At 33.6% G+C, this 15,100-nt stretch carries 12 protein-coding genes; 4 read left to right on the forward strand and 8 right to left on the reverse strand.

Annotation, left to right across the window (positions count from 1 at the left end; all coding sequences use genetic code 11):
- Window position 1 precedes the first annotated feature (1 nt).
- The 4 genes from ACM6UH_RS00475 to ACM6UH_RS00490 form a co-directional block, all read right to left on the reverse strand.
- Window positions 2-880 (reverse strand): mechanosensitive ion channel family protein, encoded by an 879-nt coding sequence (locus ACM6UH_RS00475; RefSeq protein WP_047505210.1) that lies wholly within the window; start codon window positions 878-880, stop codon window positions 2-4.
- A 1,187-nt stretch (window positions 881-2,067) separates the two neighbouring features.
- The gene (locus tag ACM6UH_RS00480; RefSeq protein WP_002484313.1) at window positions 2,068-2,436 is read right to left on the reverse strand and encodes a DUF2294 domain-containing protein; all 369 of its coding nucleotides are present in this window, start codon (window positions 2,434-2,436) and stop codon (window positions 2,068-2,070) included.
- Between the two features lie 162 nt (window positions 2,437-2,598).
- On the reverse strand, window positions 2,599-5,253 hold the full coding sequence (locus tag ACM6UH_RS00485; RefSeq protein ID WP_047505205.1) for a DUF2309 domain-containing protein: 2,655 nt from the start codon (window positions 5,251-5,253) through the stop codon (window positions 2,599-2,601).
- 1 nt (window position 5,254) lies between these two features.
- Complete coding sequence (locus tag ACM6UH_RS00490; RefSeq protein ID WP_011303971.1) at window positions 5,255-6,784, reverse strand: NADH dehydrogenase subunit 5; 1,530 nt, start codon at window positions 6,782-6,784, stop codon at window positions 5,255-5,257.
- Window positions 6,785-7,348: 564 nt separating this feature from the next.
- On the opposite strand from ACM6UH_RS00490, the gene ACM6UH_RS00495 reads away from it, so the two are divergent.
- The gene (locus tag ACM6UH_RS00495; protein ID WP_069803627.1) at window positions 7,349-8,101 is read left to right on the forward strand and encodes a threonine/serine exporter family protein; all 753 of its coding nucleotides are present in this window, start codon (window positions 7,349-7,351) and stop codon (window positions 8,099-8,101) included.
- Window positions 8,102-8,113: 12 nt separating this feature from the next.
- Complete coding sequence (locus ACM6UH_RS00500; RefSeq protein ID WP_047505200.1) at window positions 8,114-8,572, forward strand: threonine/serine exporter family protein; 459 nt, start codon at window positions 8,114-8,116, stop codon at window positions 8,570-8,572.
- Between the two features lie 191 nt (window positions 8,573-8,763).
- Here the strand turns inward: ACM6UH_RS00500 and arsB are convergent, their stop codons facing one another.
- Entirely contained in the window at window positions 8,764-10,056 is a 1,293-nt protein-coding gene (gene arsB / locus ACM6UH_RS00505; protein WP_164971848.1) for an arsenite efflux transporter membrane subunit ArsB, read from the reverse strand.
- Window positions 10,056-10,370, reverse strand: a complete 315-nt coding sequence (locus tag ACM6UH_RS00510) for an ArsR/SmtB family transcription factor (protein WP_011303975.1) — start codon at window positions 10,368-10,370, stop codon at window positions 10,056-10,058. Before ACM6UH_RS00510 ends, arsB begins: the two co-directional genes overlap by 1 nt.
- Before the next feature lie 213 nt (window positions 10,371-10,583).
- Here ACM6UH_RS00510 and ACM6UH_RS00515 point away from each other — a divergent pair, with 213 nt between their 5' ends.
- The gene (locus tag ACM6UH_RS00515; RefSeq protein ID WP_069793582.1) at window positions 10,584-11,684 is read left to right on the forward strand and encodes a helix-turn-helix domain-containing protein; all 1,101 of its coding nucleotides are present in this window, start codon (window positions 10,584-10,586) and stop codon (window positions 11,682-11,684) included.
- A gap of 180 nt (window positions 11,685-11,864) precedes the next feature.
- Here ACM6UH_RS00515 and ACM6UH_RS00520 read toward each other — a convergent pair whose 3' ends face one another.
- Window positions 11,865-12,329 (reverse strand): DUF805 domain-containing protein, encoded by a 465-nt coding sequence (locus ACM6UH_RS00520; RefSeq protein ID WP_011303978.1) that lies wholly within the window; start codon window positions 12,327-12,329, stop codon window positions 11,865-11,867.
- 281 nt (window positions 12,330-12,610) lie between these two features.
- Here ACM6UH_RS00520 and ACM6UH_RS00525 point away from each other — a divergent pair, with 281 nt between their 5' ends.
- Complete coding sequence (locus ACM6UH_RS00525; RefSeq protein WP_069803629.1) at window positions 12,611-13,222, forward strand: YIP1 family protein; 612 nt, start codon at window positions 12,611-12,613, stop codon at window positions 13,220-13,222.
- 68 nt (window positions 13,223-13,290) lie between these two features.
- On the opposite strand, the gene mbcS is transcribed toward ACM6UH_RS00525, so the two are convergent.
- A complete protein-coding gene (gene mbcS / locus ACM6UH_RS00530; protein WP_011303980.1) occupies window positions 13,291-14,862 on the reverse strand; it encodes an acyl-CoA synthetase MbcS in 1,572 nt (523 codons plus the stop codon).
- Window positions 14,863-15,100 lie beyond the last annotated feature (238 nt).

The raw sequence follows: 15,100 nt of genomic DNA on the forward strand, positions 1-15,100 counted from the left end.
ATTATTTTTGCTGGTTCGCATCGTACTGTACCATCGTTGGCTGTGGTGTTTTAATTTCTTTAAGTTTAAATAATTTCAAGATTTCTTTTCTTAAAATACGCCCACCTGACGCACCTTCGCCTGGAATTGTCTCTGCAGACACACTCAATACGATTTCGTTATTTGTAATCGAATTAACACCTACTACTTCTGGTGTCGAGATAAATAAGTAATATTTAGATCTAATAGATTCAAAATATGTCGTCAGTACTTCTTCCACATGATCAATGTCTTCTGAAATAGATACTGGAATTTCAACAATTGCCTCACCATTTATAACTGAATAATTGGTAATTTCCCCAACACTCCCATTCGGTAGCGTTGTTAATTCACCTGTAATGGTATTAATGCGCATTGATCTTAAACCAATCGATTTCACTGTGCCTTCTGCCACGGAAGAACCACTATTACTAATTTTAACATAATCCCCAACATCAAACTGATTTTCGAAAATAATGAAGAAACCTGTAATAATATCTTTAACAACAGTTTGAGCACCAAAACCTACTGCAAGACCAACGACACCCGCACTGGCAATAATGCCACCTACGCTTATACCGAATTTACTTAAAATGGTCGTCAGTACTATAAACCATACCACATAGGATACTACATTTTGAACTAATGATATCAAAGTTTTCGAACGCTTTTTATTCCCACTTTTGCCTTTATTTTGAAATTTAAAGAACTGCGCAATCGCTTTATTCACAAAGCGCAAAATAATCCATGCCGCGACAACGTATACAATAATCATAATCAGATTAGATAGTAAAGCTTGATACGTTTCCGGCTTTGTTAAAGGTTCTATAATTGAATATAGGATACTTTTAATTTGACCCAACCATATTCCCTCCTAATATAAGTCTCTTTATCACTGTATTATACTCATTTTAGCAATGAAACAAATCCAACTTGCGCTTTAGTATACAAAAATGAACAAGTGGACGCATTGCTTATGCTTATATAAAGTTTAACCTTTTCTAGTTTATTAAAAATATAGGCTTTAGCAAAGTATTTTAGCAATGCTAGATACATTTTTTAATTTTTATACTTAAAAAAAGACAAAAGAAAAAGAACCATAATTAAAAATTATGATTCTTTAACACCCAATTAGTGATATTACTATATTAAACCTATATAATTCAAGTCTTTTTAATTAATTTATAACTCCTATAAGATTTAAACGCATTCATTCAAATATCCTGAGGACTACATTAATTTTATTATATTTAATGACCCGCACTCATGAACTGAAATAATCAAATTAAATATAATTGAATTTTAATAAATATATAATATTAATATTCTAGCATTATTTTTATACATCTAGGAATTTTGTTACAAAAAAATATTAAATTGTTATAATATTCAAATAAAGGAGGTGTGTCGTATGCTAGCTAACTTAGTAGAACAAACTCTTTCTTTAATCCTAGACCAAATTGAATAACGCACAAGTTGTCACGTACAATTTATGAAGGAGGGGTATTAATGATTGAAAACATTATTGAACTCATTTTCAAGTCGCTTTTAAAATAATTTGAGCACTGCTTTACATGAATCCTTTCGTTGTCGTTGTTGTGCACCAAACCTAAACTACATACATGATGAGCGTCCTTTACGCATGTTAAGAACACAAACTCAAACTGTATTTAGTTTACAACCTAATAATTGATTTTGAGCACGATTTGAGCACGATTGTTATATCTTAATAAAAGAATCTTAATTAAAGATTATGATGCTTTAACACCCAAATTTATATGATAAGTAATTACTTTAATGTATTGCACTTTCTAACATTTATGAGTAATGAACCAAGCGCACATACTGTCCCTTACAACGGTATGTGCGTGTTTTTTATCTTATATTACTTATACTGTCTCTGCAGCCCTTTAAAATTGAAAATACTGATAATACAAATGCCTTTGCTGATTACCCGACGCCATGCGCATTCCATGTAAAAAACACACATCATTTATCCTCATATTTCAATAAATGACATGTGTATTTTCGGTTTCATGTTTGTTTCCATTATTCAATAATTTGTTTTTCTAAATCATTATGCAATTTAAAAATGATAATTCTTTCACCTGTTCTAGAACTTAAATCTGTATGAAAACTTTTCACTTTTTCGCCTGTTATAGACAGCACGATTTCATCAAGCGCTTCAATACCAGATTCAACCAGTTTAGAACGTGTTTTTTTTATAGTTAACAAACCTTCATTCGTTTCACACACTTTGTACTCTGCTTGAGTCAATACGCCGTGTAAACTCACAATAATCATGTCACGTAATATATCCGTTTTAACTGACAGAGAGCCGCGGCCAAGGAAGTCTTTTTCCCATTGGGTAATTGCTTTGCTGATTTCAGACTCATAGCGACCTTTGGTCATTTTCATAAAATATGCATCTCCTGTAGAACTAAAATTAGAAATTCATTTTAACAAAGATAACAGTACCATTTTTTAATCACTTTCTCCATAGTTCTGTCATATTCCCTAGGAAATAACATTGGTTGTCATACGTTAACAAATGCTATGATCCATCATGCTCAGTTCGCATTAACTAAATTTTTTAACTTCGTTTGACCATTCATGCCAGTGATTGTCTTCGTCAACACTTGCTAAACGAACCCAACCATGCATGACTTTCTGCTTAAATGTTTCATCATTTTCTAATAACCGACTAATAAAGGCTTGTGGTGCTTGGATTACAACAACTAATCTAATCGGCGAATGATACATCTTATTATCTGCTGACATCACGGATTGCCATGGTAAACCGGTCAATAAATCACTTGCATTACCTTGCATCACGCCGATACCTGCAGTCACTGATTGTGTTGTTTTACTACCACTTCCGTAATAGTGCGGCGCAACCGTAGATGCGTAATATTGTAAGTTAATCCATTGCGCTACAAGTGCTGGACCCGCAATAATATTTTCTAAAATAGTGCCATTTTCATCGTTTTTCCAATTATAATTATGCAAAAATGCTCTTCCTGCTAAATCACTCTGTTTAGTTAATTCACGCTGACCAATGATAAACGCTGCATTTTTAGCTAGACCCCATTCTGGTCTAATTTCACTCCAATCATTCGTTAATCGATACACTTCATGATTCGGATTGCGATTAGTTAAATTATTATTCGGCAATTGAGAGAGGCGTTTTTTATTTGCTTGATAACTAATTTTTGGCATGGCCGCTTCAATATTTTCATATGCATTACGTGCCGCTTCTGTAAGTTCAGGTACGTAAATCCATGTCAATGTATCAATAGAAGTTTGATGTTCTGCAGCAGCGAAGATTGTCGTCTCAGGAATAGCTACACCTTCTTGCAACAAACCTTGTCTCACTTCTGGCAAATTACATAACTGCGCCAATACTTTTGCATTAAAACCACTCGCCGCACCACCACATGCACCACAATCTAATGACGCTGCATAGGGATTATTGGCACTCTGACTTCCATGTCCACACATGACAACTAACGGTGCGAAATCGTCTGTTAAGTCCATTAGTTTAAGTGCTTGTAGAGCGTAGTTCACTTTTTCTTCATCTGTAAAACCAACCGGCAAATCATCTTCCAAATGTATGTGGCGATGATTGTGCTGATGTTGTGGTTCATAATTTAAAGTCAATGCAGTATCATTGGGTTTCTTTAACCAACTTGTATAAAATTTTCGAATAACACTGCCAACACTTTTCGGTATAAAACTACGTGTAAACATTTGTAGCGATAACCACGGACCACTTAATTCTGGTAATAGTAAGCTAGGCAAGACATTTTGTTTCATTTTTTTAAATGTATACGTCACTGATTCTAATGCATGTTTACGTTGTTGGAATGCATTAGGCTCGTGCTCATGAGTATATTCTTTAATTTTATGCTGTGGCTGGTTCATTACAGGTAATGATGGATGACTATACTTTTTACCCAGTTCCGCTTTTTCGATTGGTAAACCGAAAAATCCAGCTATACCAATAGTTTCAAATGGACCATTAGCTTCAATGTGCTTCCTAAACGGTTCAGAACGCACATCAATACAAAATGCCATTTGTACTAATGTTTGTGATTGTTGTTCATCCTCAACGCTTGATTTCGGTCCGATCATTGCTTTCAATTGTTGATTATAAGTAGCTTCCCAAGCGTCTAACCATAATTTTCTACAAAATTGTTCATTGAATCGATACGCAAATTGAATATGTGCTTGTTGTGCTTCGATAGATAGAGCTTTCCAAGATTGAATTGAAAAATTGCCCCACTGGATCCATGATGCAATCAGCTCTTCTTTATTCATATCATTTAAATCTTCAGGCTGTGATACAGGCAAATATGGCTCAACAATTGCCCATTCCATAGCAATACGGATAGCAAGATAAGAAAAAAGTAAGTCATGCACTTTGTGATTATGTTCATCTTGCCATAGCATCATGCCAGCCCAACCAGGTAAAGATAGTAAGTGATTTTCTAAATATGTTTGCGCGTCTGCCTCTGAGATATTTAAATAGCTTAATGCTTGTTGCATTAAATCCTCTGCCTCATTAGGTAATGATTTTAAACGTGCGCGTTGATCTTTGGTTAACGCAGGATCATACGCTACTAATCTACGCCAAGCATAGAATAATCCCTTGTCACGATTTGGCATTGTCCATCCAGATTGTGCATCATCAATATATAATTTACACCACTTAATCGTATGGTAATCCACCGTATCAATCAGTCGTTCATTTTTTTCATCTAAAATGTAGGTACTCTTTAACGGTACAGTATTTTCAGATTCAAATTTGACCTGTTCATTTAAATCACTAGCTAACGCTTCTAGCTGCGATTTAATATCCGTAGGTGTTTCCAACGTCTCCAATTTCAATGCGTTACGGCCATATTGCGCTGCATTTTCTCTTGGAATCTTTAATGCTGTATCATTTAACCATTGTTGAAAAAATTGTTCTACATACGCATCATCAATTTCGCCTTTTTGATTGGCTTCCAAAATGGTCATTCGTGCAGGATACATATCTACTTTGCGCGTTTCTTTTAGCCAATGGGCAATTTCATCAAATGATTTATGTTCTAGCCTTGCCCACGGACTTCTAGCAGCGAACACTGAAATAGGTGACAATGGTACGATTACGTTACTCGCACGTGTAACTTTATCATGTATATCATCAATATATGTCGACGCTTGCGTTGATTCTATCTTTGATACGCCCATTTTAATGCCCTCCTTTAGATAAATATGATTTCAAATAATTAGGGTGTCGTTCTACTGATTCAAGTTTCGCATCACCTAAGCGTACAATCCACATGTATAATATCGAGAATGCTTTTGACGAACGATTACGTGCTACCCAAGTACTCATCAAACTACCAAATAGCAATAATACTGCAACTATCACTACTGCAAACATTGGTGGTTGTGCGCTATGGAATGTGATTGTATGTAAAGCACCACTGAAAAAGTGATGTACAATATAATAGACTGCACCAACCACAATGAGTACAAACAAGCCCATCATGCGACCAAATCGACCTTCTCCAAACGCAACAAGTTGTGTCCATGATACTGATAACGACCATGCTAAAATCAAACCACTTACTAGTCGATAACCCTGTTCTGGCGCTGATAACCAAAAGCCTAACCCGATTGCGATTGCAAGACCTCGACCAATTAGAATCCATAGATAAGACATGCGTTCATTAACTCGGCTTGGAACGTTAAAATGACGCACCGCTGAACCAGAACGTAAGAATAACGTCGCTTTAAACAAACCGTGCAATATTAAGTGAATGATTGCAGGAATGTAGGCACCTAATGCACACTGAATTAACATAAAGCCCATTTGACCAATCGTTGATCCAACAAGTAATCGTTTATAATCAACATGCACTAAACTGATACCCGCACCAATTAAAACAGATACACTTGCAAACACAAGTAAGACCATCGTTGCGATGTCACCATTAAATAGTGGTGAAAAACGTGTCAGCATAATACCACCCGCATTAACAATTCCCGCGTGCATGATTGCTGATACCGGTGTAGGTGCTGCTACAGATTCAATCAACCATCTTTGGAATGGCCACTGTGCAGCTGGTACCATAACCGCTAATATAATTAATATATTGATTCCAAATTTTGACCAAGCATTGATCTGCGCTAAATTACTCTCTGTAAATATAGCAGTGTAATGCCATTCTCCTGTTATTAAGCCGATCCAAACAACAGCGATTGCTAAAGCTATCCAACCTAAGAAGAACAACTTACCTGTCACAATTGCTGCGGCTCTAGTAACTCTCCAAGCACTCGTCAAACTAATTAAAAGTGTTAGCCCTATTAAAGTACAACCCCAGCTTATAACCATTATGCGGATGTCACCAGTTAACCATGCCATTGCCGCAAAACTTGTCGTCAATGTAAATAACATGAAATATTTTCGATAGCTTCTATCTCCTGCTAAATATCGTATACAATAGCGTTGAATAATTAATCCAATAAATAAAACAAAAAATGCCATTAACCAAGCTAAAATATCTAAATACCACAAACCAGCTTCAACCTGATTTGAAGTAAATAGGAGTCCGATAAATGCTAGCAACGGTGGTAAAGCAACGATACAAATATGTATGCGCACATAAGCAACTGGAATACGTTTATTTAAAAATATAATTCCGCTCAGTGCAGCAATAATAATGGTGATGAAAAAGATAGTTAACAGTATAGATGCATTAAACGATGTAAGCATTTCAGATTCTCCTTTGTAAGATATAATGTAGTGCAGACTACTTAATTACATGATAGGTTGCGTAGCACACCACAAAAAAGCCGACAATATATAATAAACCCTGAACGATTCATTACCATTGCCGGCTTCATAACAACGCACTTTTTTAAATCTAAAGTGTTTTGCTTTGCTACCTAATATATAATTTCATGTTTTTAAATTTAACAATAAAAGTTTTACTTCACGCAATATGTCGTATGATTTGAACTTTTAACTCTTATTCGTCCACTTTTTCAATTTGCCAATATTTCTATTAACATCTTGCTAAAGCCGTAATATCAATTAAAGCGCGTCCTTCAACGACTATATTTATTTTTATTTAATATTACTAATATATAATCATTATTCGTCATTGTCAAGAATAGCTATATTCATTCATACTGATAATAAGTGGAAAATACATAAAATAATAGAAACAAATAACTTTTTTTAATATAATCAATATATATTTATCCGATTATTATTATCGACTATTCTTGTATTACGAATGATAACTTTACCTATGACGCATTTGGAGGTGTAAACATGGAGCATGCTCAAGATAAAATCACTATGCGTGTGATTTTACTTGCAGGGAAAATATTATTATCTTCAGGCGCGGAGATTTCTCGTATAGAAGATACAATGAAACGAATCGCACAATGTATGGGCTACCATAATAGTCAGGGTTATGTGATTAATATTTTCATCAATTTTTCCCTAAGTGAAAATCATGATACACGCATTATCAGGATCAACAAAAATACCACAAACTTGTTAAAAATATTTCAAGTCAATTCTATTTCACGTCAGTTAGCCAGTAATCAAATTTCAATTACCCAGGCCTTCGATCGCCTAAATCATATTGAACAAGCGACACTTAGTATTAAATTGTGGAAGAAGTGTTTAGCTGCAGGTGTGATATCACTCAGTTTTTTATATTTACAGGGCGGGAATTTTCAAAATATTGTGATTACATTTATTGCTGGGTTCCTTGGTTTTCTAATCGTTGAATGTATGCAAAGTAAATCTACGACCATGTTCATACCAGAATTCGTTGCATCTTTCGTTATTGGCGTCATTGTCCTGCTAGGTAGTCAACTATTCAACATTCATCAAACGATAGGACCATCCTTGATTGCTTCTATTATGCCGATTGTGCCAGGTGTCTTAATTACCACAGCCATTCAAGACTTATTTAGCAGACACATGTTAATATTTACAGCCAAATTTTTAGAAGCGCTCGTTATCGCATTCGCTATAGGATCTGGCATTTCTATTGCTTATTTACTATTTTAGGAGGCGTATATCATGACCTTAATCTATGCATTCTTGTTTAGCTTTACTGCCTCTTACTTTTTCGCAGTAATATATGATGCGCCTAAAAATTTATTCTTTGCTGCTGGATTAGCAGGTGCATCAGGATATCTTATTAGTTTTATATTAAATGACCTATTACAAATTGATAGTATCTATTCTAGTTTGCTTGGCAGTTTAACTTTAGGTGTGATGAGTCATATCATGAGTCGAATCCTTAAATCTCCTGTAGTCATTTTTATGATTCCCGGTATCATCCCTTTAGTGCCTGGTAGTTTAGCCTATAAAGCGATGCAACAATTGGTAACATTAAACTTTACTGAAGCTAACAATACGTTTATTAGAACTATCCTTATCGCGGGATCCATCGCCTTAGGCTTACTGCTGTCTGATCAATTATCAAAAACATTGAATATTAAAAAATACTGGAAAGTAAAACGCAATCGATTATAATACGTGAAAAATCCCCTTGCTATTTGAAATAGCAAGGGGCAAAACGTATGACGGTATAATTGATAATGTTGCATTGTAATTTTTCTATATTTAGTTAAAAATTCAAGTTATACTATTCGTTCTGACTATCATATGTCTTTTTAAATCCTGATTATTCTAAACCTGGCTATCAATGCAGATCGCAATAAAGTTTAAAATAATATGAGCGTAAGGTATAAACCGACAAGTGTTACAAATAATACTGGAATCGTAATTATAATACCTGTTTTAAAATACGTTCCCCATGAAATTTTGACCCCTTTTTGAGTCAATACATGCAACCAAAGCAATGTTGCCAACGAACCGATTGGTGTGATTTTAGGACCTAAATCTGACCCAATCACATTGGCGTAGATCATACCTTCTTTAATTATCCCTGTTACATTGGACTGGCCAATCGCAATAGCATCAATAAGTACGGTCGGTAAATTATTCATGACTGATGATAGAAATGCGGCTATAAAGCCCATGCCTAGAACGCTACTAAACAGGCCATAGTTTGAAATATTAGATAAAGTATCAGCTAAAATGGTTGTAATACCCACATTCTTCAATCCAAATACTACTAAATACATACCAATAGAAAATAACACGATATTCCATGGTGCGCCTTTAATAACTTGCTTCGTATGTACAGCATGTGATTTGCGAGCCAACAATACAAAGATTAAAGCAACCATACCTGCGACAATCGATACAGGTATTTGAACAAATTCACTTATAAGATAACCTACGAGTAAAATTGCTAATACAATCCACGATATTTTAAATAATTTTTCATCTTTAATCGCATTTTTAGGTGTTTGGAGATTTTCTGTATGAAACGTTTTAGGTATTGATTTTCTGAAATATATCCAAAGCACTACAATACTCGCGACGAGCGCGAATAGATTAGGAATCATCATTCGACTTAAGTATTCAACAAAGCCAATATCAAAATAATCTGCCGAAACAATATTAACTAAATTACTTACAATAAATGGCAATGACGTTGTATCTGCGATGAATCCACTTGCAATAATAAATGGAAATATCACTTTTTTATTAAAACCTAGATTTCGCACCATAGCGAGTACAATTGGCGTTAAGATTAATGCTGCGCCATCATTAGCAAAAAATGCTGCAACCACTGCACCAAGTAACATAATAAACACAAACATTTTCAACCCATTACCTTTAGAAGCCCTCACCATATGTATCGCTGACCATTCAAAAAATCCAATTTCATCTAATATTAATGAAATAAGGATAACCGCCACAAATGTTAATGTGGCATTCCATACAATACCTGTTACTTCTAACACATCTGAAAAACGAACAACCCCTGTAATTAATGCAAGGATAGCACCGACTAGTGCTGTAATACCGATATCTAATCCTTTAGGTTGCCAGATAACAAACGTTAACGTTAATAAAAAAATGACAATTGCCAAAATAGTCATCATTAACATTCACCTGATTTCATATTTTTACATACACATTCTTGATTAGACGTGTGAATCACGTTTAAATTTTGCTGAATTGATTCTAATAATGTGTGGTTAAGTTGGTACATATGTTTATTGCCCACTTTACGTGTCGTAACTAAGTCATTCGCTACCAATAATTTCATATGGTGACTTAATGTAGGCTGAGAAAATTGAAAGTGTTCTAATAAATCACACGCACATAGTTCACCACAAGAAAGTAAATCTAATATTTCTAATCTACTTGGATCTGACAAGATTTTTAACATAGATGACAATACTTTATAAGACATTATATACCTCCTAGACAATACATAGACTAACATCTATATAGATTGGTGTCTATATTGTGTTGATTATCTCTATAAAAATCACTTATTTGCTTATCTTAACTATCATATAAAAAATTAGTTTCTTATGCAGAAACTTTGTTTCTTTATGTTGATATATAAGCAATATACCTTATTAAAAATTTCTAGTAACATTAAATACGAGAGGTGTTAATAATGATTCAAATATCTAAAACAATAAAAAAAGAACGCTTAAGACTTGGTATGACCCAAGAAGCATTGTCTGAATATCTTAATACAACCAAAACTACTATTTCTAAGTGGGAAAGCGAAATACTTTATCCCGATATTACGATACTTCCCAAATTAGCAAAATTATTTAATATTTCAGTAGATGATTTACTTAATTATAGTATCACTATGACAGATGAAGAAATTAAAAAGATCTCTATATCTCTTTCTAAAATGGTTAATCACACGAGTTATTCTGAATACCTATTTTCTGTTAGAGACTATTATCTTAATTATTGTGATGAATTTAAATTTCTTAATTCATTGTTAGGCATTTTAGCAAATAATATTTTATATTGTGAGAATGAAACACAAATAAAAGAAACTACCGCCTTAGCGCATGAAATAATCAAAATTACAGAAGATAATTCAAACTCTATTTACTTAAAAAGACATGCACAAGGATATCAAACTTTAATGTATATGTTTGAAGGTGATTACTCAGCAGTTATAGAAAATACGCCAGATTTTGATTTAAAAATTGGTGAAAATGCAACATTAACATTAGCTTATTTACAAAATGGAAACCAAACAAAAGCTAAAAATGTAATTCAAACAGATATGTATCAGTCTTTAATGATTTATATGCATGATTTCGCTTTAATGCTTATCTATGATTTACATACTGTTCCAATAGAATCATTAGAATCAAAACTTTATCATTTAAATCAAGCATTTAATGTAGATTATTTATATCCCCATCTAAGTATTAATTGCTATCATAAATTAGCTTTATATTATATAAAAAAAGATACTGATATAGCTATTAATTATTTGGAAAAATATTGCCAATGCTTTGATTACTTAGTTGTTGATTTTGTATATCAAAAAGATGAATTTTTTGAAGGCATTGATGAATGGCTAAATACATTACCCCTAGAAGGACGACTACCTGCCAATTATGAAAACACATTGAATATTATCTGTGCAAGAATCTTGGAAAACGAAAATTTTGTTACTTTAGATAATTTTGGATATATAAAAAAGAAACCACTTAGAATTTATAACAAAAAGGATGAAGGATAATTGATACACAAAAAAGGTCTATAGAAAATATGCTCTCTTTACTTTCTTTATCCCATTTACGCTTTTTCTTGTTGTTGAACATCATAAAAACCTCTTTCAGTAATTGAATTTTGTGATACTAACGTTTCATGCTTCGTATCACTTTCAATGCTTACGTGAAACAAACGACATCATAAAATGCTATTCAACTGCTTTAGGGTTTACACCATATTGATTTGTTTCTTTTTGACCGCTTGTACAACAAACTGCTAATGAAACAATTAAAATCACAATGTACACGACTCCAAAAATAACAGCAATAACTGTTAATGCAGAATTATCGAGTGTTGGAATATCTGAATTTATAAATTCACTAAAATCATTAATAACCGCAATTAGAAAAATGATAATGGGTATTAGCATCGTCATACCAACATCGTGAAACCTTCTAACTGTAACAGTGAACATAGCGACTAGGATTAATATATACACAATCCAACCAACAGTATCTTCTATTATTGCTGGAATTGGTAATAAGAAAAAAATGATTTCAAGCATTATATTAATTAGGATATTCATTAAAAAAGGATACCAAAATTCCTTACGCCTCGCTCTACCTTTGATATTAAGTGCATTGATCCAAAATAATTTGTAATAATGTATCATCCCATTGCTCCCTTAATTATGATTTGAATAAATAAACTGACTACTTGCTTCACTTAAACCATAACACGATAACACAACAAAAAACATAATTAATCTCATGTTTTTATTAATTAATTTATTATAATCACATATCACAAGCCACTTTTACTATAGTCCTATATTTTCTTTTTCATCTTTATTATTATATATTAATTATTCAAAAAATACTTATTGTAGTATTTTAAAATATTGTGACACATGTTATGCTTTTGAAAACGCTATAAATAGGAGGCACTATACATATGGAATCATCTAATTTACCTTTAGCGCAACATTTTTCTAGTTTACGTGAAAAACCCACTTGGGGTTTAAAACTTATTATTGCAATCGTTATCGTCGCGTTATCAGCTACGATTGTTGCATTAACTACGGACTTCAAACAAAATTTCGAAGATGCTGGATTAAGTGGACAACAGCTTGACCAATCACTTGAATTCGCAAAAATTATCGGTGTTGTTAGTGGTGTGATTGGCTCTATCCTTACGATTGGTGTTACTTTTGTAATCATTTTAATTATCTCTAAAATCATGAAATCAGATGCTAGTGCTAAATCTATTTTTTCTGCAACTTTAAGTTATACGATTATTACCAGTACCATCGCACTCATTGTTGTTCTTATACAATGGATTGCAGGACTATCAGTCACAGATTATTCAATTACCAGCCTAAATATCTTTGATAAGGGTAATCCTATACTTCGCGTGTTTGACTTACAAACGCTTATCAGTGCTTATGTTTTAGGAATCTTGTTTTTTGCAACAAGTCGTTTCTCTAAGAAATCGTCCTTTATTTGGTCTATTGTTTATCTTGTCGTAGTTATCGGTTTCTCACTCTTAGGCGCTGCCTTCCAATAATTTTTAACCATAGAAACATCAAATCCCCTCACTACAATTGTAGTGAAGGGATTTTTTAGTATCATAGATTATTTATTTTGTTCTGCTTCTCTTAATTCAATACGTCTAATTTTACCTGAGTTTGTCTTAGGTAAGTCTTCAACAAATTCGATAGCACGTGGATATTTATAAGGTGCTACATCTTGTTTCACATAATTTTGTAATGTCTTAACCGTTTCATCCGTTGCTGGCACATCATCTTGTAAAATCACGAATGCTTTGACGATATTACCTCTGATTTCATGTGGACTCGCAACGACTGCGCATTCTTTCACATATTCGTGTTTTGTCAGAGAATCTTCCACTTCGAATGGCCCAATCGTATAACCAGAACTGATGATAATATCATCTTTACGTCCCTCAAACCAGAAGTAACCATCTGCATCTAATTTAGCTAAGTCACCTGTAATATAATATTCACCTTTTCTAGGTTCCGCTGTACGTTCCGGATCTTTATAGTAACCTTTGAACAGTGCAGGTAAGTCTAACGGCACTGCAATATTACCTACTTCACCTACTTCGGCAAGTTCACCTTCATCATTGATTACTGTAACATGACTGCCAGGAATTGCTTTGCCCATAGAACCAGGACGACTTTCTGTATCTTTTAAGAACCCAATTAATAATGTACTTTCTGTTTGTCCATAACCATCTCTCACTGTAAGGTTGAAACGATTTTGGAATTTTTCAACGACTTCTCTATTAAGTGGTTCTCCTGCTGACACTGCGCTATGCAAATGTTCTAAATTATAATCAGTCAGATTAGGTAACTTCGCCATCAAGCGATATTCTGTTGGTGTACAGCAAAGTACATTAATTTGATAATTTTGCAGTAATTCTAAATATTTTTCTGCATTAAACTTGCCGTTATAAACAAAAGCCGTTGCACCTGAACCCATAATAGATAAGAAAGGACTCCATACCCATTTTTGCCAGCCTGGTGCAGCAGTTGCCCAAACAACATCATCTTCTTTAATACTTAACCAATGTTTCGGCGCCATTTGCATATGTGCATAGCCCCAACCGTGTGAATGAACAACCGCTTTAGGATTACCCGTAGTTCCAGAAGTATATGACAGTAAGGCGATATCATCTCTAGACGTCTCAACAGTGTTTAATTGATCTGAAACTGTTGTTTTTTCATCTTCAACAGCATACCAATCCGCTTCTTGACCGCCGACAATAAATTTCGTAAGCGATGCGTATTCTTTTACCGCTTTAAATTCATCTATACTATCTGAAGTTACGACGATGGCCTTCACTTCGCCATGCGTAATTCTATATTGTAAGTCTTTAGTACGTAACATTTCTGAACTAGGAATAATAACGAGGCCTAATTTCAATGCTGCGAGATAAATTTCATATGTTTCAATGCAACGCGGCATCATCACCAAGACTTTGTCACCTTTTTGTAGTCCATGTTTTAAAAACATATTTCCGACTTTATTAGCGTGCTTAATTAATTGTTTATATGTGATTTCTTTTGTTTCGCCACCCGCGTCTTCAAAAATCACTGCTTTCTTCATTGCATCAGTCGCAAATTTTTCAATTTCGCTGACAATATTATATTGCTCAGGGGCGATTAAATCTTTTTTATCCATTGTCTATTAACTCTCCTTCGGTTCTATATCTATATTGATTAAAAACTCCTAATATTTCATTTAAATATTCTAGTCCATTGTCATCATAATTTTATTATCTTTGCATGTAAAAAAATATGATTACGGCTACTCAGTAATGAATACTTTCCTATTATAATACAACTACAACTAATTTTGAAAATATTCTGAATTTTAAAAGTAATGTCATGCCTGATGTGCCAACTAAAATCTCTGAATG

Origin of the sequence: Staphylococcus sp. LKG4-2 (assembly GCF_050955665.1) — a bacterium.
Classification (GTDB): domain Bacteria; phylum Bacillota; class Bacilli; order Staphylococcales; family Staphylococcaceae; genus Staphylococcus; species Staphylococcus saprophyticus.